The 24,920-nt window shown below is 66.1% G+C and carries 22 protein-coding genes and 1 tRNA gene; 8 read left to right on the top strand and 15 right to left on the bottom strand.

Features of this window, described 5'->3' with window-relative positions:
- Positions 1 to 40: 40 nt before the first annotated feature.
- Entirely contained in the window at positions 41 to 1,378 is a 1,338-nt protein-coding gene (locus JN531_RS01700) for a UDP-glucose dehydrogenase family protein (RefSeq protein ID WP_228347127.1), read from the bottom strand.
- 56 nt (positions 1,379 to 1,434) lie between these two features.
- Positions 1,435 to 4,569, bottom strand: coding sequence for an Rne/Rng family ribonuclease (locus JN531_RS01695; protein WP_228347126.1), 3,135 nt, complete (start codon positions 4,567 to 4,569; stop codon positions 1,435 to 1,437).
- Positions 4,570 to 4,842: 273 nt separating this feature from the next.
- Between JN531_RS01695 and JN531_RS01690 the strand changes: the two genes are divergently transcribed.
- The gene (locus tag JN531_RS01690; protein ID WP_228347125.1) at positions 4,843 to 5,832 is read left to right on the top strand and encodes an RluA family pseudouridine synthase; all 990 of its coding nucleotides are present in this window, start codon (positions 4,843 to 4,845) and stop codon (positions 5,830 to 5,832) included.
- On the top strand, positions 5,833 to 6,504 hold the full coding sequence (locus tag JN531_RS01685) for an HAD-IA family hydrolase (protein WP_228347124.1): 672 nt from the start codon (positions 5,833 to 5,835) through the stop codon (positions 6,502 to 6,504).
- Here the strand turns inward: JN531_RS01685 and JN531_RS01680 are convergent.
- On the bottom strand, positions 6,492 to 7,079 hold the full coding sequence (locus JN531_RS01680) for a Maf family protein (protein WP_228347123.1): 588 nt from the start codon (positions 7,077 to 7,079) through the stop codon (positions 6,492 to 6,494). The two genes, JN531_RS01685 and JN531_RS01680, sit on opposite strands and share 13 nt — an antisense overlap.
- 134 nt (positions 7,080 to 7,213) lie before the next feature.
- Here JN531_RS01680 and JN531_RS01675 point away from each other — a divergent pair, with 134 nt between their 5' ends.
- The 4 genes from JN531_RS01675 (at position 7,214) to astC (ending at position 10,190) form a co-directional block, all read left to right on the top strand.
- Positions 7,214 to 7,630, top strand: coding sequence for a YceD family protein (locus tag JN531_RS01675; RefSeq protein WP_228347122.1), 417 nt, complete (start codon positions 7,214 to 7,216; stop codon positions 7,628 to 7,630).
- A 47-nt stretch (positions 7,631 to 7,677) separates the two neighbouring features.
- The gene (gene rpmF / locus JN531_RS01670) at positions 7,678 to 7,875 is read left to right on the top strand and encodes a 50S ribosomal protein L32 (protein WP_228347121.1); all 198 of its coding nucleotides are present in this window, start codon (positions 7,678 to 7,680) and stop codon (positions 7,873 to 7,875) included.
- A gap of 20 nt (positions 7,876 to 7,895) precedes the next feature.
- Positions 7,896 to 8,909, top strand: coding sequence for a phosphate acyltransferase PlsX (gene plsX, locus JN531_RS01665; protein WP_228347120.1), 1,014 nt, complete (start codon positions 7,896 to 7,898; stop codon positions 8,907 to 8,909).
- Positions 8,910 to 8,981: 72 nt separating this feature from the next.
- Positions 8,982 to 10,190, top strand: coding sequence for an acetylornithine/succinylornithine family transaminase (astC, locus tag JN531_RS01660; protein ID WP_228347119.1), 1,209 nt, complete (start codon positions 8,982 to 8,984; stop codon positions 10,188 to 10,190).
- A 7-nt stretch (positions 10,191 to 10,197) separates the two neighbouring features.
- Here astC and JN531_RS01655 read toward each other — a convergent pair whose 3' ends face one another.
- From JN531_RS01655 to JN531_RS01635, 5 genes are all read right to left on the bottom strand, one after another.
- Positions 10,198 to 11,043, bottom strand: coding sequence for a general secretion pathway protein GspB (locus tag JN531_RS01655; protein WP_228347118.1), 846 nt, complete (start codon positions 11,041 to 11,043; stop codon positions 10,198 to 10,200).
- Entirely contained in the window at positions 11,027 to 12,706 is a 1,680-nt protein-coding gene (locus JN531_RS01650) for an AAA family ATPase (RefSeq protein ID WP_228347117.1), read from the bottom strand. Before JN531_RS01650 ends, JN531_RS01655 begins: the two co-directional genes overlap by 17 nt.
- Positions 12,707 to 12,782: 76 nt before the next feature.
- Positions 12,783 to 13,736: an alpha-L-glutamate ligase-like protein gene (locus JN531_RS01645; protein ID WP_228347116.1), complete on the bottom strand. Its 954-nt coding sequence runs from the start codon at positions 13,734 to 13,736 to the stop codon at positions 12,783 to 12,785.
- An 8-nt stretch (positions 13,737 to 13,744) separates the two neighbouring features.
- Positions 13,745 to 15,262 carry an inactive transglutaminase family protein gene (locus tag JN531_RS01640; protein WP_228347115.1) on the bottom strand — a complete coding sequence of 506 codons (1,518 nt, stop codon included), beginning with the start codon at positions 15,260 to 15,262 and terminating at the stop codon, positions 13,745 to 13,747.
- A 30-nt stretch (positions 15,263 to 15,292) separates the two neighbouring features.
- On the bottom strand, positions 15,293 to 15,856 hold the full coding sequence (locus JN531_RS01635) for an ATP-dependent zinc protease family protein (protein ID WP_228347114.1): 564 nt from the start codon (positions 15,854 to 15,856) through the stop codon (positions 15,293 to 15,295).
- 108 nt (positions 15,857 to 15,964) lie between these two features.
- Here JN531_RS01635 and JN531_RS01630 point away from each other — a divergent pair.
- Both JN531_RS01630 and JN531_RS01625 read left to right on the top strand, forming a co-directional pair.
- Positions 15,965 to 16,040: transfer RNA gene (locus tag JN531_RS01630), tRNA-Arg, on the top strand.
- Positions 16,041 to 16,167: 127 nt separating this feature from the next.
- Positions 16,168 to 19,023, top strand: a complete 2,856-nt coding sequence (locus JN531_RS01625; protein WP_228347113.1) for an Ig-like domain-containing protein — start codon at positions 16,168 to 16,170, stop codon at positions 19,021 to 19,023.
- An 11-nt stretch (positions 19,024 to 19,034) separates the two neighbouring features.
- Here JN531_RS01625 and JN531_RS01620 read toward each other — a convergent pair whose 3' ends face one another.
- From JN531_RS01620 to rsxB, 7 genes are read right to left on the bottom strand one after another with little or no spacing between them, the layout of a single operon-like run.
- A complete protein-coding gene (locus tag JN531_RS01620; protein ID WP_228347112.1) occupies positions 19,035 to 19,379 on the bottom strand; it encodes a hypothetical protein in 345 nt (114 codons plus the stop codon).
- A gap of 60 nt (positions 19,380 to 19,439) precedes the next feature.
- Positions 19,440 to 20,075 carry an endonuclease III gene (gene nth, locus JN531_RS01615; RefSeq protein ID WP_228347111.1) on the bottom strand — a complete coding sequence of 212 codons (636 nt, stop codon included), beginning with the start codon at positions 20,073 to 20,075 and terminating at the stop codon, positions 19,440 to 19,442.
- Entirely contained in the window at positions 20,072 to 20,761 is a 690-nt protein-coding gene (locus JN531_RS01610; RefSeq protein ID WP_228347110.1) for an electron transport complex subunit E, read from the bottom strand. The genes nth and JN531_RS01610 overlap by 4 nt, the downstream gene beginning before the upstream one ends.
- A complete protein-coding gene (gene rsxG, locus JN531_RS01605; RefSeq protein WP_228347109.1) occupies positions 20,758 to 21,429 on the bottom strand; it encodes an electron transport complex subunit RsxG in 672 nt (223 codons plus the stop codon). The genes JN531_RS01610 and rsxG overlap by 4 nt, the downstream gene beginning before the upstream one ends.
- On the bottom strand, positions 21,429 to 22,400 hold the full coding sequence (locus tag JN531_RS01600; RefSeq protein ID WP_228347108.1) for an RnfABCDGE type electron transport complex subunit D: 972 nt from the start codon (positions 22,398 to 22,400) through the stop codon (positions 21,429 to 21,431). The genes rsxG and JN531_RS01600 overlap by 1 nt, the downstream gene beginning before the upstream one ends.
- The gene (rsxC, locus tag JN531_RS01595; protein ID WP_228347107.1) at positions 22,397 to 24,358 is read right to left on the bottom strand and encodes an electron transport complex subunit RsxC; all 1,962 of its coding nucleotides are present in this window, start codon (positions 24,356 to 24,358) and stop codon (positions 22,397 to 22,399) included. The genes JN531_RS01600 and rsxC overlap by 4 nt, the downstream gene beginning before the upstream one ends.
- Positions 24,355 to 24,918, bottom strand: a complete 564-nt coding sequence (rsxB, locus tag JN531_RS01590; RefSeq protein ID WP_228347106.1) for an electron transport complex subunit RsxB — start codon at positions 24,916 to 24,918, stop codon at positions 24,355 to 24,357. Before rsxB ends, rsxC begins: the two co-directional genes overlap by 4 nt.
- Positions 24,919 to 24,920: the final 2 nt, after the last annotated feature.

The following is a 24,920-nucleotide window of genomic DNA, read 5'->3' as shown; positions in this document are numbered from 1 at the left end:
TGCCTGAACCCGACGGAGGGTCGCAGCCTACCGCACGATGTCAGACGCTGGCGCGAATCGCCTCGCGACCGATGCTGTAGTACGAGAAGCCGATGGTGCCCATCAGGTCAGGCTCGTACAGGTTGCGGCCATCGACGATCACCGGCTCGTTCAGTAGCTTTGCCAGGCGGGCGAAATTGGGGCTTCGGAACTGTTTCCATTCGGTGACGATGGCCAGCGCGTCGGCCCCCTCACAGGCTTCGTCGGCATGCTCGCACAGCACCAGGTCGTCGCGATCGCCGTAGAGCTTGCGGGTTTCCTCCAGCGCCACCGGGTCAAAGGCGCGCACGCGCGCACCGGCGGCCCATAGCGACTCCATCAGGACTCTCGAGCTGGCCTCGCGCATGTCGTCGGTGCGGGGCTTGAATGCCAGACCCCAGAGGGCGACCGTGCGACCCGACAAGGTGCCGAAGTGCTGCTGCAGCAGCTCGAACAGCACCTGTTTCTGCCGCTGGTTGACGGCTTCCACTGCACGCAACAATTCCGCCGGATGGCCGACTTCTCCGGCGGTGTAGACCAGTGCCTTGACGTCCTTGGGAAAGCAGGAGCCGCCATAGCCGCAACCGGGATAGATGAAGTGGTATCCGATACGCGGGTCGGAGCCAATGCCCATGCGGACCTGCTCGATATCCGCGCCAAGCCGGACCGCGATGTTGGACAGCTCGTTCATGAAGCTGATCTTGGTCGCCAGCATCGCATTGGCAGCGTACTTGGTCATCTCGGATGAGCGGACATCCATGACGATCAATTTGTCGCGGTTGACGCTGAAGGGGCTGTAAAGCGCCCGCATGCGTTCAGCGGCTTGGTCGTTGTCGACGCCGACGATGATGCGATCGGGCTTGGTGAAGTCGGCAACCGCCTCCCCTTCCTTGAGGAATTCGGGGTTGGACACCACATCAAAGTCGATATCGGCACCGCGCTCGGCAAGCACGGCGGTGATCGTTTCCCGAACCTTGTCACAGGTCCCGACCGGCACCGTGGACTTGGTGATGACAATCCGGTGGCCGTCCATGTGGGTGCCGATGGTGCGGGCCACTGCCAGGACATACTGCAGGTCGGCCGAGCCGTCTTCGCCTGGCGGCGTGCCTACCGCAATGAACTGGAAGTCGCCGTGGGCGATACCCTCTGCGGCGTCAGTGGTGAAGCGCAGGCGGCCGTCGGCATGATTGGCCTTGACCAGATCGGCAAGCCCAGGCTCGTAGAACGGCACCTCACCCTGCGACAGGCGGGCGACGCGGTCGGCGTCGATATCGACACAGACTACATCGTTGCCGGCATCGGCAAAACAGGCCGCCGTCACCAGGCCGACATAGCCTGATCCGAAGATCGTCACATTCACTTCATCTGCTCCTGTCCCAAAATCCGACGTTCAGCAGTGCGCGTGAACGTTGTGTGTCAATGATCCGTGTTGGATGTTGCAGCCGCTTTACCATCGTCGCCCTCGGCCGGCGGCGCACTGCCGGCCTTCTCGAAGCGTTTGATGTAGTCGGCGGCCGGCGCAACGGCACGGAACAAGGGCGCGGGTGTGTCGTCGGCCACAGTGCTGTCGGCGGGGGCCGGCGCTGCCTCCGGTGCGGGAGTCGGCGATTCCGGCGTCGCCTCAACCGGGCTTGGCGCGGCGACAGCCTCCACGGGTGCCGCTGCCTTGACCTCGACGGCCGGTGCTTCGGCCGGCGCGGGTGCGGGCGCAGCAGGTTCAGCCGGGGCATCGACGTCGGCCACCGTCGCGGTGACCTCCACCGGCGTCGGAGACGGCACCGGTTGGGTCGGCGCCGGCGCATCCGCGGAGGTCTCATCCGGCTCGATCGCGGCCGTGTCCGACGGCACATCGGCGTCGGCTTCGGCATTGCGCAGGGTTGTCGGTTCCTGCGGGTTCTGGGCGTCGTCGCTGTTGCCGGTGGTGGTGACCGGGGCAGGCGTCGGCGTCAGCTCATCCGCCTGCGGTTGCTGCAACGGCGCATCCAGTGGGCTGCCATCGGCCCATGGCATTTCGTCTTCGGCGGCACTCACATCCACCGTCACCGTCGCCACCGGAATGACCGGCGGCACCGGCGCTTCCGCCTGCGGCGTGACCACGTCGAGTGCCAGCGACTGCTGGGTTTCGACGGCCGCGGGGCGGGGTGCTGCCAGATCCGGCGTCAGCATCGCGTCCGCTGTATCGAGGCTGACTGCCGTTACCGGCGACTCATCAACGCCGACGAGCGCTTCGTTGGCATCCTGGTTGGCTGCGTCGATGGTGCCGGCGGCGGCACCGGCGCCGCGTGCGCCGCGACCTCGACCGCGACCCCGGCGGTTGCGACGACCGCGCAGACTGCGTCCGCCGCCACCATCGGTTCCGGCGTCGTCACTGTCCTGCACGTCGTGGGTCGGCGCAGATGCCGGAGCGGCGGCTGCGGTGCTGGTCGCATCGCGGTCCGGCCGCGGCGCGGCCTGCCGTGGCGTAGCGGCGTCCGGGGTGCGGCTTCCGCGGCCACCCGCCTTGGCTTCACCATCGCTGCGGCGTCCGCCGGCCCGTTCTTCGCCACTCTTGCGGGGGCTGCGCCCACCGTTGGTGTCGGCACTGCTGTCCTTCTGCGCATCGCGGTCGCCATCAGCGCGCTCGCCGTTGCGGCTACCACGCCCGCCGCGACCACGGTTGCCGCTACCCCCTTCCTTGCGTGTCGATTCGCCCGTGGCGGCGCCACGACTGCGACCGTCACCACCGCGACCGCGGCGGTTGCGTCCGCCGCGCTCGCCGCGCCGCCGCGGCCGATCATCGGCATCCTGTGGGGGGGATGCCGGCGCCGGCAAGGCAGTGACCGCCGAATCGCCACCGATGCCGAGCCACCGCAGCAGACGCTTCCAGATGGAGTCGGTCTTCACCGGTTGCAGTACCACCACCGGCGCCGCAGTTGTGGTGGCGGGTGCGGCAGCCGGTGCGACCGCCACCACAGGCGGCGGGGAAGCCGGTGCGATCTGCTGCACGGCGGGTTGCGGTGCCGCGCGTACCGGCGCGGTCTGCTCCGCTTTTTCAACCGAGGTATCGAAGTTGCGCGCCAGGAAGTAGCTGGTGGCAGCGTTGTCTTCCTGCGACAGATGATCGCCCCGCACACGCCGGATCTCATAGTGCGGCGTCTGCAGGCTGGGGTTCGGCACCAGGGTGATCTGCACCCGGCAACGGGCTTCGACCTCGCGCACGGCGGCGCGCTTCTCGTTCAGCAGGTAGGTACCGGCATCGACCGGCAACTGACAGATGACGCGGGCGGTGCGATCCTTCATCGCCTCTTCTTCGATCAGGCGAAGAACCGACAGGGCCATCGACTCGATACTGCGGATCTGGCCGCGGCCTTCGCAGCGCGGGCAGTTGATCTGGGTGTGCTCGCCGAGGCTGGGGCGCAAGCGCTGGCGTGACAGTTCCAGCAGGCCGAAGCGGGAGATCCGGCCGAGCTGGATGCGGGCGCGGTCCATTTCGCAGGCCGCGTCGAGCCGCTTTTCGACTTCGCGCTGGTTGCGGTTGGCGTTCATGTCGATGAAATCGATCACCACCAGGCCGCCGAGGTCGCGCAGACGAAGCTGCCGGGCAATCTCATCGGCCGCTTCCAGGTTGGTGTTGAGCGCGGTTTCCTCGATGCTGGCGCCACCGGTGGCCTTGGCCGAGTTGATGTCGATCGCGGTCAGGGCTTCGGTGCGGTCGATGACGATGGAGCCGCCGGAGGGCAACCGCACCTCACGCTCATGCGCGGATTCGATCTGGCTCTCGATCTGGTAGCGCGAGAACAGGGGAATATCATCGGTGTAGAGCTTGAGCTTGGCCACATCCAGCGGCATCGAGTACTGCATCTGCTCGCGCGCAGCCTCGTAGATGTCGGCATTGTCGATGACGACTTCGTTGATATCGGGCCGCAGGTAATCGCGCAGGGCGCGCAGGATGATGTTGTTTTCCTGGAAGATCAGGAAGGGCGCCGACTTCTTTGACGCCGCTTCGGAAATGGCCGTCCAGTAGGCCACCCGGTGGTCGAGGTCCCACTGCAGTTCCTCGACGGTGCGGCCGATGCCGTTGGAGCGGATGATCAGCCCCATGCCGTCCGGCAGGTTCAGTGCATCGAGCGCCGCCTTGGCGTCCTCGCGCTCGTCGCCTTCGGCGCGGCGGGACACGCCACCGGCCTTGGGATTGTTCGGCATCAGCACCAGATAGCGGCCGGCGAGGCTGATATAGGTGGTCAGGGCGGCACCCTTGTTGCCGCGCTCTTCCTTCTCGACCTGGACGATCAGCTCCTGGCCTTCGCGCAGGCGGTCCTTGGGGCCGTCGCCCTCGCCAAAGTAGTTCTTGGCGATTTCCTTCATCGGCAGGAAGCCGTGGCGTTCGCCGCCATATTCGACAAAGCAGGCTTCCAGCGAGGGTTCGACTCGGGTGATCCGGCCCTTGTAGATGTTGCCTTTCTTCTGCTCGCGGTTGGCGGTTTCGATGTCCAGGTCATACAGCTTCTGGCCATCCACAATGCCCACCCGCAACTCTTCACGCTGGGTGGCGTTAATCAAAATACGTTTCATGTGGTGCGACTCGATTCGGTGCGCACCGCTGCAGCTCAGGGGGAACTCGTCGTGGCCATGGGTCTATCGGCCGTTGTCATCGCCCGGGAGGCGGCGGCGCAGCAATCATAAGAAAATGGAGCCTGCCAATCGCAGGTTCCTCACGTCTTGGTGCTCCGGCACGGTCAAAGCTTCTGTTACGCTTGTCACAGTTGTTATCGCCGCCGTCCGAGCAACCTGTCCGGTGCCGCTCTCGCAGGGGCGTTCTCGCCTTTTCAACCGGATTGACATAGTTTGACACAGAATCGTAGCCAAGTCCGCAAGGTGCGCATCAGTCGCAACGAAGACGGACAGCGCATTGACAATTTCCTTCTGAAACAGCTGCCTGGCGTGCCAAAGTCGCATGTCTACCAGCTGCTGCGGTCGGGCCAGGTACGGGTCGACGGCGGCCGCGCCAAGGCCGAGCGCAAGCTGGTCGAAGGTCAGGAGGTGCGGATCCCGCCGGTGCGTCAGGCAGAGCCTGGCGAGACACCACGGCCCCCCGATGACCTGATGCAGCGCCTGCGGGCGGCAGTGATCCACGAAGATGCGCACTACCTGGCCGTCTCGAAGCCCGCCGGATTGGCCTCCCACTCCGGAAGTGGTGTCACCTTCGGGGTGATCGAGGTGGCGCGGGCCTGGGGCTTGCACCCCTGGCTGGAACTGGCGCATCGCCTCGACCGCGATACCAGCGGCGTGCTGCTGCTGGCCAAGGACCGCCCGGCACTGTTGCGGGCGCAGCGGGCACTCAAGGCCGGCACGGTGACCAAACGCTACTTCGCCCTGTTGATCGGGCGCTGGCGCGGAGAAGACCGCGACGTGACGGCGGCGTTGCTACGTAGCCAGGCGGAAGCGGGCGAGCGCAAGATGGTGATCGACGACGACGACGGCAAGCCCTCGCACTCGCGGTTCTCGCCGCGTGTGCGCTATCGCGACGCGACCCTGATGGAGGTCCAGATCTTCTCCGGGCGTACCCATCAGATCCGGGTCCACGCGGCAGCGCTGGGCCACCCGGTGGTGGGCGACGATAAATACGGTGAGAAGGACCAGAACCGCCCGTTCCGCGAGCGCGGCCTCAAGCGCATGTTCCTGCATTCCCATCTGCTTGAGCTGCCGGCCGACGGTACCTTCCCCAAATTGCTGATCAGCAGTCCGCTGACCGCCGAGCTCAATGACGCCCTGAATGGCCTGCCCACCGCCGGGCCCCCGCGGGCAGGCCGACCCGGCCGGAGTCGTGGGCGCTAAATGGCGTACGACAAACCGTATCAACTGCTGATTTTCGATTGGGATGGCACCCTGGCCAACTCCGCCGCCCAAATCGTCTCCGCCATGCAACAAGCCATCGTTGACCTCGAGCTGCCACCGCGGCCGGACCACGCCATCAGCGAGCTGATCGGCCTGGGTTTCGACGAGGGACTGGCTCTGCTGTATCCGGGCGCCGACATTCCGGCGCTGATGCGCCGGATCTACCACTACCGGGCACAGGCCATGACCGAAGGGCCCACGGAAGCGCCCTTGTTCAATGGTGCGCTGGAAACGCTCGAAGCATTGGCGCGTGAGGCCTACTGGCTGACAGTGGCCACCGGCAAGTCGCGTCCCAGCCTGCAGCGCTCGTTTGCCCAGCACCCCGGCGTTCGCGACCTGATGTTGGCGAGCCGAACCGCCGATGAAACCGCCTCCAAGCCCAACCCGCTGATGCTGCGCGAGTTGCTGGACGAGCTGCAGGTGCCGGTGGAGCGGGCGCTAATGATCGGCGATACCGAATTCGACGTGCACATGGCCCGCGCCATTGGCATGGACGCGGTGGGCGTGACGTGCGGTGTTCATGCGCCGGCACGGCTGACGGCGGCGGGCGCCCGGGCACTACTGCCGGACGTTTCCGCGCTTGCCGCCTGGCTGCGGGATCAGGGCAGTTGATAGCCGAACTGGCGTAGCAGCGATGACAGCCCGATCAGCGGTAGCCCGATCAGGGCGGTCGGGTCACGGCTCTCCAGCGACTCGAACAGCGTGATGCCCAGCGCCTCGCAGCGGAAACTGCCGGCACAGTCGAGGGCCGGCTCGCGGGCCAGATAGCGGTCGATGTCGGCCGCGTCGAGCGGCCGCAGGGTGGCGATGGTGGTGTCGGCAAAGACCGCCACCCGCTGCCCATGGCGAAGACAGACGGCGGTGTGGAAGCGAACGGCGCGCCCGGACATGCGCAGCAACTGGGCACGGGCTCGCGCCAGGGTGCCGGGCTTGCCGAGCACGACGCCGTCGCAGTCGACCGTCTGGTCGGAGCCGATGACCACCGCGCTGGGGTGCTGCCGGGCCCCCGCCGCCGACTTGGCCTCGGCCAGGCGCAGGGCCAGCGGGCTGGCGGCTTCCCCGGGGGCCGCCGTTTCATCGATATCGACGTCGGTCGCGGTAAACGGGAGTTGCAGGCGTCTCAGAAGCTCGGCGCGATAGCGGGAACCGGAGGCCAGCAGCAGGGGCGCCGGGGGGGATGCAGGCATTGACGGGCTTTGACTTGGGGCGGGTCCGCTTCTATTATGCGCGCCCTTTGGCGGTCAGCGGCATGCCCGTTCCGGCTTCGATTACGGTGTCTTCGGCAGTTTCGCGCGGCGCGACCTATTCAGGTCCACTGCCGGTGGAACGTCTTGCGGACGTCACTTCGGCCGGCATCAGCCTGCTGGCGGCGCCCGAGGTGTCATTGCGATTTTCCCGGGAACGGGGGCACGCCACCGTACATCTGAATGTGTCGGCGGCCTGTGAATTGCGATGCGAGCGCTGTGAGGCGACGTACGCATGGCCGTTGGCGTTGGCGCCGGCCTTGCGGTTGGTCGACAGTGATGCGGCGGAGCAGGCCAGTCTGGCCGATGCCGATCCGGTTCGCGTCGATGACGATGAACTGGTGCCCGCAAGGGTGGTGGAGCAGGAGATTCTGCTCAGCCTGCCAGTGGTGTCGCGGTGCCCGGCCTGTGAGGCGGCGCTCGCTGAAGAAGAACCGGAGTCGGCGCAGGCGCCGACTCATCGGCCGTTCGCAGCCTTGCTGAAACGGTCATAATGTAAAGCTGTTACGCGGCGGCAAAGCCGCCCACGGAGTCGTAAAAGATGGCCATTCAACAAAATCGCAAGACCCGTTCCAAGCGCGGACACCGTCGCTCGCACGACGCGCTGACGCCGCCGGCGCTGTCGGTTGATCCGACGTCGGGTGAGACGCATCTGCGCCATCACGTGACCGCCGACGGTTACTACCGTGGCCGCAAGGTCATCGAGAAGTCCTCGCCGGATCTCAGCGACGACGCCTGAGGTCAGGGCGGTGGCGGCCGATGGCCTCCTCCATCATTCTCGCGATTGATGCCATGAGCGGCGACCACGGTCTACAGACGACCGTGCCCGCCGCGCTGATGGCCCTGCGCCAGCACCCGGATTGCGACCTGGTGCTGGTCGGTGATGTTGCCCAGCTTGAACGCGCCCTGGAGCGCGTTTCCCCCGAATTGCGTGCGCGCCTGCATCTCCAGCCTGCCTCCGAAGTGGTGGGCATGGACGAATCGCCGTCGAAAGCCCTTCGCGGCAAGAAGGATTCCTCGATGCGGGTCGCCATCGACCTCGTCAAGGACGGGCGGGCACATGCCGCGGTGTCGGCCGGCAATACCGGTGCCCTGATGGCGACCGCACGCTTCGTGCTCAAGACGCTTCCGGGCATTGATCGGCCGGCGATCGTGTCGGCATTGCCCTCGGTACGTGGCCATACCTACATGCTCGACCTCGGCGCCAACGCCGAATGCTCGGCCGAGCAGCTGTTTCAGTTTGCCGTCATGGGGTCGGCGATGGTGACGGCGCTCAACGGTATTGACCGACCTCGGGTGGCGCTCCTCAATATCGGCGAGGAAGAGATCAAGGGCAACGAGACGATCAAGGCGGCTGCGGCCTTGTTGCAGGCGTCGGCGCTCAATTACGTGGGCTATGTCGAGGGCGACGGTATCTTTCATGCCGATGTCGATGTGGTCGTTGCAGATGGCTTTGTCGGCAACGTGGCCCTGAAAACCGGCGAGGGGGTTGCTCGCCTGCTGACCCACTTCCTGCGCGAAGCCTTTACCCGCAGTGCCTTGACCAAGCTGTTGGCGCTGGCAGTTCGCCCGGTGCTGCGTCAATTTGCAGATCGGGTTGATCCACGGCTTCATAACGGTGCCAGCCTGTTGGGATTGAACGGCATCGTCATCAAGTCGCACGGCGGGGCCGACGAGGTGGCGTTTGCCAATGCCATCGGGGTGGCGGTACGCGAAGTTCGCCAGGACCTGACCGGGCGCATCAGCGGACTGCTGGCACGGGCCCAGCGCTGAACGTCACTGGCGCGGGGTCGCACGACTCCCGATAATGCGCGGCTTTTCCACCGCCCTTGAGGGGAATCCGTCATGAGCGTCACCCGCCAGACTTTCGACCAGCACATGGTCCCCAACTACCAGCCTGCCGAGATCATCCCGGTGCGCGGTCAGGGGTCGCGCTGGTGGGACCAGGCCGGTCGCGAGTACGTCGATCTCGCCGGCGGCATTGCGGTGACCTCGCTAGGTCATGCCCATCCGGCCCTGGTGGACGCGTTGACCCATCAGGCGCAGCAGCTCTGGCACCTGTCCAACGTGATGACCAACGAACCGGCCTTGCGGCTGGCCCGGTTGCTGACCACGCACACGTTCGCCGATCGGGTGTTCTTCTGCAATTCCGGCGCCGAGGCGAACGAGGCGGCGCTCAAGCTGGCGCGTCGCTACGGCAACCTGCGGGCGCCCGGCAAGCATCGCATCATTGCCTGCGTGAACAGCTTTCACGGTCGCACGCTGTTCACGGTCACCGTCGGTGGACAGCCCAAATACACCCACGGGTTCGAGCCGTTGCCGCCGCAGATCGACCATGTGCCCTACAACGACCTGCCGGCGCTGGAGGCGGCGATGGGCCCCGACGTTTGTGCGTTTATCGTCGAGCCGATCCAGGGTGAGGGCGGTGTGATGCCGGCAGCGCCGGGCTATCTGGAGGCGGCTGCGGCCCTGTGCCGGCAGCATCAGGCACTGCTGATCTTTGACGAGGTGCAGACCGGAAACGGCCGTACCGGGGGCCTATACGCCTATCAGCAGGCCGGGGTGGTGCCGGATGTGCTGACGACCGCCAAGGGGATGGGCGGCGGCTTCCCGATCGGCGCGATGCTGACCACCGAGGCGCTCGCCGCCACCCTCAGCGTTGGCACCCATGGCTCCACTTATGGGGGCAATCCACTCGGCTGCGCGGTGGCCGAGGCGGTGCTGACGGAAGTGCTGTCGGAGGCGCTGATGCAGAACGTCGCCGACCGCCACCAGCAGCTGGTGGCGGGGCTTGAGGCGCTCGGCAGCCGCTTCGGGCTGTGGACCGGTGTTCGCGGCCAGGGACTGCTGCTGGGCGCGCCGCTGGTGGCGGCGTGGCAGGGCAAGGCCGGGCAGTTGGCCGCGGCGGCCCTGCGTCATGGCGTCTGGGTGCTGGTGGCTGGCCCCGATGTCCTGCGGTTCGCGCCGGCCCTCAACATTACCGCGGCCGATGTTGACGAGGGCCTGCAGCGGCTCGGCACCGCGTGCGCCGCGGTGTTGGGGGATACCGCCTAGCCGCGGGTTAGCCGGGGCGGGGGAGCAGAACCCGTTGCCCCTCGAAGCGGAATATCGTCCCCTCGGGGACGATTTCCAGCAGGTCAATGCCTTCGGGTAGCGGGTCACCCTCGCTGTAGCGCTTGCCGTTGATGAGCACGAAGCGACGCGTGGGATCTTCGTCCCAGGCGTGCACGTCCATGCGCAGGTCGGGGAACCGCGATCGCTGCTCCATGGGCAGACTCGCCAACGTCGGGGCACCGCGCGCCAGTGCCGGGCTGGGTGCTGCCGCGGTAGGCGGCGCGGGAGACGGGTCGGTGCCTTCGACGGTGGCCACCGGTACCCATGCCACCTGCGGAGCCGAGGTCGGCGGGACTGGATCGGGCGGGACTTCGGCAGCCTCACGCTCCTCGGCCTCCTCTTCTGGTGGGAGGTCGCCCGCCGGCACTTCACCCGCGGCGTTGACCCGAGGGGGTGGCAGTGGTGTCGGCAGCACCGGCGGAGGCACTTCCAGTTGGTCCAGTCGGGTGACGGTCGGCGGTCGAGGCGGCGTCACAACCGGGGTGGGGCGCTGGGTTGGCGGTGCCGGAGCCACCGTGGGGGGCAGACGAGCGGGGGCCGGCTTTGTTGCCACGCGGATCTCCCGCGTCTCGGTTGACGGCGCCGGCAGCGGCGTCGGGCCGCCGATCACCAGGGCGGTTGCACACAGGGTGATCAGCAGCAGCAGGATGACGATGGTGCGGTAGCGCCGCTGTGCCCCCGGTGTTGCCAGCGCTACCGAACGCGGTCCTGCAGCGACCGTTTCGGGGCTGGGCGGCTGGCCGAGCGTCCGCTCCTGCTCCGCCTTGCGCAGGGCGTCAAGGAGCAGCGACATGGTCGGCCCGGGTCAGGGTCGGCACGCCCGGTTGCCCGCGCGTCATCGCGATCAGCGTGTGGACGCCGACCACACCGTCGGCCAGCAGGCCCTCAGACAGCTGGAAGGTGCGCACCGTGTCGGCCAGTGCCCGGTCATAGAACGGCGAGAGATTGCTTTCCGCCCGGCGTCCGGACAAGGTCGCGAAACGCTTCCGCAGCCAGAGGACATCGTCACCCTGGCTGCTGCGGTTGATCAACTGCGCCTCGGTGGGCTGTTGCCAGAGCATCAGGAAGCGGCCATCCCAGCGGCTGTCGATGCGGTCGAGCGGCACTGTCACGATGCCATCGGGGGTCTGCAGGCCGGCTTCCGTCTCGTCCAGCCATCGCAGCAGCACGTGGGTGGGGGCGCCATCGTTGTCGAGCTCCAGCACCGCCGGCAGATCAAGCCTGCGCAGCGTGTTCCAGTCGGCGCTGCCGCGGTAGCAGCTATGGCCGGCATCGGACAGCGTGCGGCACCCGCTGATCACCTGCTCGACCGCCGGGGCCGAGGGCCATAGTGCGGCCAGATCACGGAACAGGGCATCCAGTGGTCGTTGTGCGACTGCGAACGGGGCGGTCGCCGCCACCGGGGCCGCAGCGGGTGCCGCGGTCGGAACCGGGGTGGTGGTGGCCTCTGGCGGCGCTTCGGCGGTGTCGGTCGATGCAGCGCTGTCGGGCTCGGAGGCCGGTGCCGCGACGCCCTGCCAGGTGCGTTGAATCAGCAGCAACACCAGCACCACCGCCAGCACTGCCAGCGCGGTCTCGATCAGGTGAATGCGGGCTTCGATCGCATCCAGCAGCGCGCTCCAGCGGGTGGGGCGGGGGACGCTGCCGTGGGCGTCGGCCATCGACTCTGCGGCGGCGCGGCGCACCATCGGGCCGGTGACCGACCGAGCATGGGCGCCGAAGGTACCGAGGAGTGCGCGATCACAGATGATGTTGATCAGCCGTGGCACGCCGCGGCTGGCGAGCTGGACTTCACGAATGGCGTCGTCGCTGAACAGCTCGGCCGTGCCCCCGGCGACCCGTACCCGATGGCGGATGTACTCGCGGGTCTCGGGCTCCGACAGCGGTGTCAGGTGATAGCGTGCCGTGATGCGTTGCGCCAGTTGACGGAGATCCGGCCGGGCCAACAGTTCGGCCAGTTCAGGCTGGCCGACCAGCATGATGCGCAACAGCTTGTCCTTGTGGGTTTCGAGGTTGGTCAGCAGTCGAACCTGCTCGAGGACGCCAGGTTCAAGATTCTGCGCTTCGTCGATGATCAGGACGGTGCGCCGCCCCGCCGCATGGGCTTCCAGCAGATGACGGTTCAGCGCATCGACCAGGTGCTTGAGGCTGGCATCGTCGGTGTAGGGGGCACCCAATTCGTCGCAGACCGATGCCAGAAACTCGCGCTCGGACTGCCGCGGGTTGTAGATCATGGCGACATCAACGCCTTCGATCTTCTGCTCCAGCAGGGTGCGAACGACGGTGGTCTTGCCGGTACCCACCTCGCCGGTGAGCTGCACGAAGCCGCCATATTGACCGGTGCCATAGAGCAGGTGGCCAAGCGCCTCCTGGTGGCGCGGCGACATGTAGAGGTAGGCCGGGTCGGGCGTGATGCTGAAGGGCAGGTCCCGCAGGCCGAAGTACTGGATATACACGGGCGATCGATGTCAGCGTGAGGAAGCAGTATAGGCTGCGCGCCGGTTGCCCACAGGACAGCCGGCGGGCTCGGCGTCAGTCGTGGCGTGCGAACTGTTGCTGCGAGAAGGCGACGCGGGCGTCGGCCGGTGCGCCGCTGCGGGTGTCGCGGTCGACGGCCTCGAGGAAGCGGCCGAGGCCGACGCCATTGGCGATCTGGATGCCGAGGCCGGGGCGGGCATTGAGTTCAAGAATCAGCGGTCCCAATTCGGCATCAAGCACCACATCGACTCCGAGATAACCCAGCCCGGTCAGTTCGTAGCAGCGGGCCGCGAGATGCAGCAGTCGCCCCCACTGGGGGATTTCGCGGCCACCGATCGGCGCACCGGTGTCGGGGTGGGCGTCGACGATCCGACTGTGCCAGACACCATTGCGGGTATGCCCGGTGGCGATATCAATGCCGGCGCCGACCGCACCCTGGTGCAGGTTGGCCTTGCCGTCCGACTGTCGGGTCGGCAGACGTACCATCGCCATCACCGGATAGCCCTTGTAGACGACGGTACGAATGTCCGGAACGCCCTGATAGGTGATGGCACCGAACAGCGGATCAAAGCGGACTCGGTACTCGATCATCGCGTGATCGGGCTGGCCGCCGAGGCTGTACATGCCACTGAGAATGTTGGAAACGTGATGTTCAAGTGCATCCAGTCCGACGAGTACGCCGCTGGTCTTGCGGAATAGCGAGCCTGCGCGGCCGTCGACCACCACGATGCCCTCGCCGCCAGAGCCGTGGGCCGGCTTGATGACGAAGTCCTGATGGCCCGAGAGCAGCTGCGCCAGCGCGCGCGCATCGTGATTGGTTTCCACCACGCCGAACAGTTCCGGGACGGCGATGCCGGCTTCGATCGCCAATTGCTTGGTGATCAGTTTGTTGTCGACCCGCGGATAGAAGTGCCGCGGGTTGCAGGGTGCGATGTAGTCGCCGTTGCGGCGGTTGAGTCCGACCACTCCCAAGGCTTTCAGTTTGCGCGGTGATGCAAAGGTCGGCATCGGTGTGCTCAGCGCGTCATGTCACGAAAGCGCATCAGCTCGGTCAGCCGATAGCCGGTATAGCGCCCCAGCAACAGATTGATGCCGAGCACGATCAACAGCAATTCGGGGAACACGAACACCAGGTGCTCCATCTGCGGATGGAACATCAACAGATAGCAGGCAGCCGCGACGGCCAGGCTGCCGATACCCTGTTTGATGGCGTCGGCGGCGCCCAACTCTTCCCAGATGATCGACATGCGCTCGATCGTCATCGCCAGGATCACCATCGGGAACAGGGCGACTGACAGCCCGACCTCCAGATCCATCCGGTGCGAGGCGATCGATACCAGTGCCATCAGCAGAATCACTGTGATCACCACGGCCGCCAGGCGCGGCACCAGCAGCAGCTTCAAACGTTCCAGATAGAAGCGGATCAGCAGCCCGAGCACCACGATCACGCTGAACAGGACAATCCCGCTGATCAGCTCGGTTTCCCGGAACGACAGGGCAATCAGGACCGGCATGAAGGTGCCGAAGGTCTGTACACCGATGACATTACGGAGGAACACGATCAACAGCGCCCCGATGGGGACCAGCAAGAGGATTCGGTAGAGATTCTGGGTCTGGATCGGCAGATCCAGCAGCGACACCGATGACAGGCGCGAATGCTCGATGCCGGAGCGTAGCTCGGCCGTCTGCAGGGCCTGTTCGACGCTCTTCAGGGCCGAGAACTGCACGTTGCCGTTGCGGCCACGGGTGAGGTCGAATGGTGCGGTATCTCCGCGCCACCAGACCAGCACGTCAGTCGGGTAGCCGGTCGCTGCGGTGCCGGGGTCAATCGCGATCCATCGTTCGCCGTTGTTGACCTCCAGCCAGACCCGGGGGCGCAGGTCGCGGGCACCGTCGACCAGCGGAATACCCCACGACAGCCGTGCCGGAATACGAGCGCCGGCCAACATCGACACCGCCAGGCGAGCGCGGTCCTCGGCGCTGGCCTCGCGGGGCAAAAGCAGATTGACGTTGTTGGAGGGCTGCGGCTGGTTCAGCTCGCGCACCAGCGCAACCGCAAACGAGAGGATGTCGGCGCTGCGCGCACGCACTTCGTCCAGCACCGCCAGAACGGCCGAGCGATGCGGTTCCTCATACTGCGCTTCGGTGGGTAGCGCTGGCACGCCCTCAGGCGGATAGGGCTCGGTGGATCGCACCACGCTGGCGCGGTAGTAGAGCGCCTGGGGACCGGACGGCCGACGGGTGGTCCAGACCGCCTGCCGATGCGCACTGAGATCTTCGGTGGCAAGGCCGTAGCCGCGCGAAATGAAATTCTCGTCGAGCACGGTATAGCCCGGTGGCTGCTTCGGTAACAGCAGCGTCGCCTTGGCAGCAGAGCCGGTAGGGTCGAAGCTGAGCCGTGCCTCCACCATCCAGGTGTCGACGGTGGCCGAGGCCTGTAGCGGATAGCCCAACGCCAGCCACTTGTAGGCTGCGATACCGCCGCCCACAAGCATGAGCAACAGCGCGAGAACCGGGACGTGCCAGCGCGTCATGCCAGCAGCGCCGCTGGTGAGGCGGTGGAATCAGTCTTTGTTGCGTTTGTCGGCATGTTGGTCTTCCAGCGCCTTGCAGCGGGGATCGGAGAGAAAGGTCTCGCCCGAATCAACAAGCGCATGGTCGCGTAGAAAGTTGCGCCCGACCAGCACCTGGTACACGAATTCGGTGCGGTCGATCAGCGAGAACTGGCGCTCGCGATAGATCCGCCCCACGCACATGCCGAGTTTGACCACCGGCCGCCGTTGGGTCTCGTCGTTGTGGCGGCGGATACGCACGTTGCGTACCACTGGCGCCTCGAAGGTCACCCGGTTCTCGGGCTCATCCGGATCCTCCACATCGAAGCGGATCCATTCCTTGCCATTGCGCTTGAATCGCTTTTGGTTCAAGGCATTGAGTGACGAGGTGGTCGCGCCGGTATCGAGCTTGGCCTTGAGCCGGATATTCGGGTCGACGAACTCGACGAATTCCACCCAGCCAAGGATATCGAGGTGGCGGGCGCGGTCGTCGTCGCCCTCTGCTGCGAAGGCGGGCGAGATGAGGCAGGCGCTGAGGAGAGCGGCAGCGAGCACCGCAGCTACAACTGAATTCATGGGTGATCAGGTCGTTATTTCTAGGAAGGTCCTGTCAGACGGCTATCATCGCACAGAGTTTCCCCGCCGCCGGGATTCCCGCCTGCCGGTTGGGTACACTGCCGGCTCGCCCCGGTAGCTCAGTGGATAGAGCGACCGCCTCCTAAGCGGTAGGCCGCAGGTTCGATTCCCGCTCGGGGCACCATTTTGCACGATGCGAGCTGACGCACGGCATTAAAAAGCCGAGCTATGTGCTTGCCGCTGCAACGAATGATGGCTAGCATCCCCCATAGCGCCTCAAGCCCGAGGCCTTGGTTTCGCGGGGGAGTGTCATGGAGCTTTCGACCGGTTTGCGTGCGGCCCTGACCGGGTTGCTGTTCAGTGGTCTTGCGGCCTGCGGCGGCGACGGCGGGTTCACCGAAGGGGGTTCGGACGGTGGTGGCGGTTCGGGGGCCGGCTCGGCTGCGTCGCTCGCCGTTTCGCCTGCACAGGACACAGTGGTTGCAGACGGGCAATCATCGGTGCTTCTGGTCGCCACGCTACAGGACACCGAGGGGGTGGGAGTCGCCGGCAAGTCCATCAGTTTCACGACGAGCGCAGGCACGCTGCTCGAAACATCAGCGCAAACGAACAGCAATGGGGTTGCGCAGGCACGACTGCAGAGCCCGCTCCAGCGCGGCTCGGCGACGGTGGTCGCGCGCGATACCGAGAGTGGAATTTCGGGGCTGGCTGCGGTTCAGTTTGTTGCGGGTCCGGTGGCCCAGCTCCAGGTCGGGCTCTCGCCACAGGTCGTTCAGCCGGGGGCTAGCGTCACAGTTACCGCCCTGTCGCGGGATGCCAATGGCAACCCGACCTCGGACGAGATCATCTCTTTCGATTTGGCCGTATCGGCCAGCGGCGGAAGGTTCGATCAGACCACCGCGACAACCGACGGTAGCGGTCTTGCACAAGTGAGTTTCACGGCCGGCTCGGTCGCGGGTCTGGACAGTCTGCGGGCCAGAACCGCCGGAGGGCTGGCCGCCCTTGCGCCCTTGACCGTCGCCGTCCAGAGCCAGCTGATTGCTGACGTGAATTTGTCCTTGGGGTCTGCCCAGGTATCGGCAGGTGGCGGTCCGGTTTCTGTCATCGCCGACGTTGTTGACGCCCAGGGGGCGCCAGTCAGCGGGGCCTCGGTCCTGTTTGAGGTCAGTGACGGAACCCTCACGCCCAATCCTGCGGTGACCAATAGTACCGGGCGCGCTATCGCCAGTTTCTCGGCGCCCACCTATGTCACTACCGCCACCATACGAGCGTCGATTGCCGGTCTCATCGAAGAAATCACACTGCCCGTTATCCCCGGGGCGCCAAGCGCCGGTCAATCCAGCCTGACTGCGAATCCCAGTGTGATTCCCGCCGACGGCACTTCGACGAGTGTTGTCACCGTGCTCCTCAATGATGCCTTTGGCAATCCAGTGGCAGATGGCCGTCCGGTGACTTTGCTTAGTTCCGCCGGCACGATTGTCGGCGGCAATACCCAGCCCTTGGCCAGCGGGCGGGCGCAGTTCACGGTCCAGGCTCCGAACGTCAACGGTGTGGCGAATCTGTCGGTTCAGGATGTTCCTGCGCTGATGACAACGCTGGGCTTTGAATCGTCCAGCACCGGTGAACCGGCATCGCTGCGGTTCTCCCTTTCGGCCGAGCGTGTCAGCGTTGCTGGGGTCGGACAGGCCGAGCAGAGCTTCATCACCGTCGACGTTTTGGATTCAGCGGGAAATCTCATTGATGAGACGCTGTATCCGGATAGCATGCTGAACAACCTTCGAGCCCGATTTATTGCACGCCCGAATGGTGGCGAGACGCTTTCCGGTCGAGCCGCTGACGGCACGGTGGTGTCGAACGGTACGGGCTCGACGATTGCCGTCCGAACCCGCGATGGTTCGGCAGTGATTACCTTGCAGAGCGGAACGTTCCCGGGGTCGGTGCAGATCGAGTTCTCGGTTCTTCGTTCCACCGGAACGAATTTCGCGAATCCCTCGGATATTGCCGCGCGAGCTACCCTGCCTCAGGTATCGATCGCGTCGGGCCCACCGCATACGATTGTGTTCACCCAACCGATTACGGACGCCATTGAAGATCTTAACAACGGCAACTACCGGTTGAAGGGCAAAGTGGATGTCACCGATCGTTATGGCAACAGCGTGCCCGATGGCACGGTGGTGAACCTGTCGCTGATGGACTCGGTGATATTGCATGATGCGACCGGAAGTACCAGCACCGATAACGCTCAGCTTTCGCGTTCGGGAGACAGTCTGATCCGCCGTCGTTGCGCCACCGATCCGTTGTCAGGTGGGGAAGCGACCGGCTGCGGCATTCGCGGGCAGCTGGCCGACGCCAGTGATTTCACCTCAACCATCACGCGAAATGACGTGGCGCTCGGCATTCAGCCTGACGATCTGATCTTCATTCGGAATGCGCAGTCGGCAGATAAGAAGCGCTTTGTCGGCGCGACCGGCACTGCGACCAGTCTGGATGCCCATGTTCCGTATCGCGGAAACCTGGTGAATGGGGAGTTCTGGGTCGGCGCTGCGCGTTCAGGCGCGCAGATCGCCGGTCTGGCCGAGGACGGCGGACTGGTGGCAGGAACGGGGGTGACCCAAGACGGGATCGCCGAGTTCCGGGTCACCTACCCCGCGAACGTGCGGACCATCTTCACCGGATGCTATGGCTATCCGTATGCCGACCGGTCCTATGATGATCGGGATCGCAGGTCGCGTATTCCTCAGTCGCGGCAGGTCATCGTCTCGGCCAGCGCAGGGGATGAAGTGGTCGCGATCAATCAAGGCGACTACTGCTTCAAGGCGATCGCGGGCGGCACACTGCAACCGACAGTCGGCGAAATCGCGCTGGGTCAGGGCGAATCGACGACGATCGGTCTGCTCTTGCGAGATGGTGGCGACACTATCCCCTTGCCGTATTCAGGCTTGGCATGCTTCGTTTCAGCGCTGAGCGCAGGTGACGACGACAACGATCCACTGACCAACTTTGCCTTGAGTGTGAACGTCAACCCGAATAGTGATGGAGATCGAGCGACCGGAGTTTCGGGCTCAGGCTCGGTTTCGATCCAGAACATCGGCGACGATGTGGGTTCGGCGACCATCACCTGTATCGGTGGAGATGCTTCAACCGAAATCGAAGTGACGGGGCTCTGATTGGTAAGTCCTCACCCGTCGGAAAATCGGCGGGTGAGGACGTGGCTGAGCCCGATCACCAGGCACAGCAGGCCGATGCCGAAGCGGAGCTGGATCTTTTCCGCCTGCTGCCGAAGGCCGCCCTCGATCTCCGCCCGAACCTGCTGACGCAGCCGCTCGAGTTGCGCCTCGTCGGGCTGCAGGTGGGGGCCGCGCCGCGACAGGTCGATCGCAAGGTTCAACTCCACCGACGCTTCGATATCCGATTCGCTGTAGTCCGGCAGGGCCCACCACGCCTGACCGTAGTAGCCGCAGAGCGCCACACCGATGGCGAGAATGGCGTGGAACAGGGAGAAGCGGGTCCGGACGGGGGGCATCGGTGATCCTGGAGCGGGCAGCGGGGAAGGTCGCAAGGATAGCGGCTCGCGGGCCCGGCTTCAGTCGTCAGTCTTGGCCCGATACTCGCAAAGGTCGTAGATCGGGCAGCGTGGGCACGCCGGCTTGCGCGCCTTGCAGACGTAGCGACCGTGCAGGATCAACCAGTGGTGCGCGTCGCGGGCAAACTCTGCGGGGGTGAACTTCACCAGGCGGTCTTCGACCTGACGGACATCCTTGCCGCGCGCCAGTCCGGTGCGGTTGGCAACGCGGAAGATGTGGGTATCGACCGCAATGGTCGGCTCGCCGAAAGCGGTGTTGAGCACCACGTTGGCGGTCTTGCGACCGACCCCCGGCAGCGCCTCCAGCGCCTCCCGTGTCTGCGGCACCTGGCCGCCATGCAGTGCGAGCAGTTGCTGGCACAGGCCGATCACGTTCTTCGCCTTGGTCTGGTAGAGACCGATGGTCTTGATGAAGTCGCGCAGGCCGGCCTCGCCCAGCGCGAGGACAGCAGCCGGGGTGTTGGCGACCGGGAACAGGCGCGCCGTGGCCTTGTTTACCCCGACATCGGTGGCCTGGGCCGACAGCACGACGGCCACCAGCAGCTCGAACGGCGAGGTGAACCGGAGTTCGGTGGTGGGTGCGGGGTTGCCGTCTCGCAGGCGCCGATAGATCTCGGCACGTTTGGCCGGGTTCATGCCGGCTGCGTGTGGGTCGCCGCGGTCGGTGCGGGCGCAGGCGCAACGCCGCGCTTCTGCCGGGCATCGATCAGATTCTTCAGGGCGATCAGCAGTCCGAGGCCGATGAAGGCGCCCGGGGGCAAGGCGGCGAGCAGCAGGCCCGGCACTGCCTCCGGCATCACCCGCAGGTGGATGCCCTCCATCGCCGGCCCCAACAGCAGGTGCATGCCCTGGCCAAGCGTGCCGTCGGCCAGCAGCTCGCGGAGCCCGCCCAGGGCCACCAGCACCAACAGGAACCCCATGCCCATCATGAAGCCGTCGACGGTGGCGGGGAGAATCCGGTTCTTCGAGGCATAGGCCTCCGCCCGGCCGATGATCACGCAGTTGGTGGTGATGATCGGCAGGAAGATGCCGAGGATGTCGTACAGGGTCTGCAGGTAGGCGTTCATCACCAGTTCGACGATGGTGACGAGCGAGGCAATGACCATCACGTAGACCGGAATGCGGATCTCCGGACGGACCACGTTGCGGATCGCCGACACCGTGAGGTTCGATAGCGTCAGCACGAACAGGGTGGCGAGCCCCAACGACAAGGCGTTGACGACATTGTTGCTGACAGCCAGCAGGGGGCACAGCCCCAACAGCTGCACCAGACCGGGATTGTTGTGCCAGAGTCCGTCGCGGACCAGCTTGCCGTAGCTCATTGGGGGGCCTCCAACAGGGTCTCGGCGGGGGGTGGTGCGGGCGTCTCGTCGACGGCCGCCGCACCGAACAGGGCGTCACCCTGATCGGCCACGAACTGCAACGTCCGCTGGACCGCCTCGACCACCGCCCTCGGGGTGATGGTGGCGCCGGCAAACTGATCGAAGATGCCGCCATCCTTGCGCACCGCCCAACCGGTATCGTCCGGGTTGTCCAGGGTGCGACCGGTGAAGTCGAGCACCCAGTCACTCTTGCGTAGATCGATCTTGTCGCCGAGGCCGGGGGTCTCACGATGGCGGGTGACACGGACGCCACTCAGGCTGCCGTCGACCCGGACGCCGGCCAGCAGCTCAATCGGCCCGCTGTAGCCGTCGGCGGCGGTGACGGTCAGGATCAGGGCCACCGGTTTGCCGTCGCGGCGGGCGCGGTAGACCGTCTGCGTGCCGCCGATCCGGTCGTCGCTTACCAGTACGGTATCGGTGGTCAAGGCGTTGTCGTATTCGCTTGCCGGCAGTACCGCATTGAGTTCGCGCAGCAGCCGTGCCCGTGCCGAGGCATCGATGGGCTCCCGTGTCAGCCAATAGGTCCCCGCCAGCAGACCGGCACCGACGGCCGCGAAGGCGGCCAACAGCGCACCGGCACGAAGGATCTGGAGCGCCGAACCCTTCATCAGCGTTGCTCCTTGCGGACCCGGGTGCCGTACACCCGGGTCGGTGTGTAGCGGTCGATGGTGGGTGCGCAGAGGTTCATCAACAACACCGCGAAGGCAACCGCATCGGGGTAGCCGCCCCAGGTGCGGATGACGTAGGTGAGGACGCCGATGCCGGCGCCGAACCAGAGTCGCCCCCGTGGGGTGGTGGCGGCGGAGACCGGGTCGGTGGCGATGAAGAACGCGCCCAGCAGGGTGGCGCCACTGCCCCAGTGAAACAGCGGCGACGCGTAGCGATCGCTGTCGATCCCCCAGAACACCAGTGCAATCGCACCCATACCTGCCAGCATGGCGACCGGAATCTGCCAGCGAATGGTCCGCTGCCACAGCATCCACAGACCGCCGGCGAGGTAGGCCAGTGCCATCAGGCTCCAGCCGCGCAGCAAGCCGTGGTCGAAGCCGGGGTCGGTGAAGATTTCGCTCAGCGTGCGTTGTTGGGTCAATGCGGTACGGACATGGTCAAGCACGGTCGCCTGACTGACCGCATCCGCTGCCCACGGCAGGTTGGGGCCCCCCCAGGCGGTCATCTGCACCGGGAAGCTGATCAGCAGCACGACATAGCCGACCATGGCCGGATTGAACGGGTTGTAGCCGAGGCCGCCATAGACGTGCTTACCCAGGCCAATCGCGAACAGGCTGCCGATCACCGGCAGCCACCAGGCCGCGTCGGGGGGTAGCGCAAGCGCCAGCAAGACGCCTGTGACAATGGCCGTGCCGTCCTGCAGCGGCTCGAGGTCGCGCCCACGGAGTTTGAGTGCCACGGCTTCGAATATCAGCGCGCTGACCACCGCCACGACGATATTCAGCAGCACTCCCCAGCCGAACAGTGCGGTGAAGACGGCAGTGCCGGGGACTAGCGCCAGCAACACCCGCAACATCACGGTGCGGATGCTGGGCGGCACCGGCAGGTGGGGTGAGCTCAGTGTGCTCATGGGGTGTCAGTGTCCGATTGCGTTGCCTTGGCCGCTTTGGCGGCCTTGCGAGCCTGTGCTGCAGCGAGTGCCTTGGCGACCGGATCATCGCTGTCGGGTCTCGCAGCGGCCTTGGCGGCTTTGCGGGCCTGTGCGGCAGCGATGGCCTTTGCTACCGGATCATCCGGGTCGGCGGCGGGACCTGCGGCCTGCGCTGCCTTGCGCGCCTGCGCCGCAGCCAGCGCCTTGGCGACCGGGTCATCGGCATCCGGCGTTGCGGCCGCCTTTGCCGCCTTGCGTGCCTGCGCCGCGGCGAGGGCCTTGGCCACCGGATCGTCAGCGGGGGACGTCGCCTCCGCGTCGACGGCCGTGGGCTGGGGTACCGCGCCACTGCCGGCCTTGCGCGCCTGGGCGCGCGCCAGCGCCCGCGCGACCGGATCGTCGTCGGCATCTCCGGCTGTCGGCGCCGACGTCGTTGACGCGGGTGTGGCGGCGGGGGAGGGGGTTGCGGCGGGGCGACTGCCGCGCGCCGCAATCGCCGCTTTCTTGCGCGCGCGTGCGGCTTCCTTCTCGGCCTCTTCCCGTTCCAGCCGCGCTTGCCGCGCCTCGTGCCGCAGGCGTGCCGCGTCAGCCTGACGCTTGTCGGCCTCTTCTGCCCAGATCTCGGTCTTGGCGAACCGGTAGTACTGCACTAGCGGGATGTGGCTGGGGCACACCAGTGCGCAGCAGCCGCATTCGATGCAATCGAACAGGTTGAGCGCTTCGGCGCGGTCGAACTCCCGCGCGCGGGCGTGCCAATAGAGCTGCTGTGGCAACAGCCGTGCCGGGCAGACGGTGGCGCATTCGCCGCAACGGATACAGGGTTGGGCGGCGGCTTCGGGCCGCGTCTGTTCGGGGGGCAGCGCCAGAATGCAGTTGGTGGCCTTGACCACCGGCACTGCGAGTGACGGTACGTTGAAGCCCATCATCGGGCCGCCCATCAACAATCGCGCCGGCGGTGTCGAGAAGCCTCCGGCCAATGTCACCAGAGCTTGCATCGGGGTTCCCAGACGCACGCGGAAGTTCTGGGGCTGGGCGATGGCCTCGCCGGTGACCGTCACCACCCGCTCGATCAGGGGTTCACCCAAGGTGACGGCACGGCCGACGGCACGCACCGTTCCCGGGTTGTGACAGACGATGCCGAGATCCAGTGGCAGGCCTTCGCTGGGGACTTCGAGGCCGGTGAGCGTCTGGATCAACTGCTTTTCGCCGCCTTGCGGATAGCGGGTCGGAACCACCACGACATGAATCCGGGGATCCTGACGGGCTGCGTCCGACAGGGCCCGGATGGCCTCCGGTTTGTTGTCCTCGATCCCGATCAGGCAGCGCGGTGCCTCCAGCGCGTGCAGGACGACACGGATGCCGACCACGATCTCATCGGCTTGCTCCCGCATCAGCATCTGATCGCAGGTGATGTAGGGCTCGCACTCGGCGCCGTTGATGATCAGCGTGTCGACGGCACGTCCCGGCGTCAGCTTGATGGCGGCCGGGAAGCCGGCGCCGCCGAGCCCGACGATGCCGGCCTTGCGCGCGATATCGCGGATCTCGGCCGCCGTCAGGCGTTCGAAGTCGGGCGCCGGCGACCACTCGGGAGTCTCCAGCGCGCGATCCTCGCCATCGGGTGTGAGGATCAGGCAGAGCGCGCTGAGCCCCGAGGGGTGGGGTACGGCGCGCGGTTCGATGGCGGTGATGGTGCCCGACGTCGGCGCATGCACCGGCGACGACACCGCACCCTGGGGGTCCGCCAGCGTCTGGCCCCGGCGGACCTTATCCCCGGGCTCCACTCGCGGTTTGGCCGGTGCGCCGATGTGCTGCGACAGGGGCAGTACCAGTTCCGGGGGCAGTGGCGCGGTGGCGATCGGGGTTGCCGTCGACAGTGCCTTATGGTCGTCGAGGTGCAGGCCCCCGGGGAACCCGAATATCCGCACGGGTGCGTTCATGCCGCTTCCTTGCGGGCAGTCTCCGCGGCGTCCGGCAGTGGCCAGCGCCAGGTGCGCACGGTGTCGGGCACCGGTTCCATGGTGATGCAGTCCACCGGGCAGGGCGGCAGGCACAGCTCGCAGCCGGTGCAATGGCTCTCGATGATGGTGTGCATCTGGTTGGCCGCGCCAACAATGGCATCCACCGGGCATGCCTGAATGCACTTGGTGCAGCCGATGCAGGTGTCTTCGTCGATCAGAGCGACGGTCTTGGCCTCCTTGGCAACTCCGTTTTCTGGATTCAATGGCAGGGGTTCACGGCCCAGCAGTTCGGCCAGCTTCTGCACACCGTCCTCGCCGCCCGGCGGGCACTGGTTGATTTCGGCCTCACCACTGGCGATCGCTGTGGCGTAGGGCTTACAGCCCGGGAAACCGCACTGGCCGCACTGGGTCTGGGGCAACACCTTGTCGATCTGATCCACCAACGGATCGCCCTCGACCTTGAAGCGGATGCCGGCATAACCCAGCACCAGTCCGAAGACTGCGGCGAGCACCGTCAGGGCGAGGATGGCGGTCAGCATGG

Source organism: Flagellatimonas centrodinii (genome assembly GCF_016918765.2).
GTDB lineage: Bacteria > Pseudomonadota > Gammaproteobacteria > Nevskiales > Nevskiaceae > Polycyclovorans > Polycyclovorans centrodinii.
Note: the sequence above shows the minus strand (reverse complement) of the source record. Positions and strands in the feature narration are given on the sequence as shown.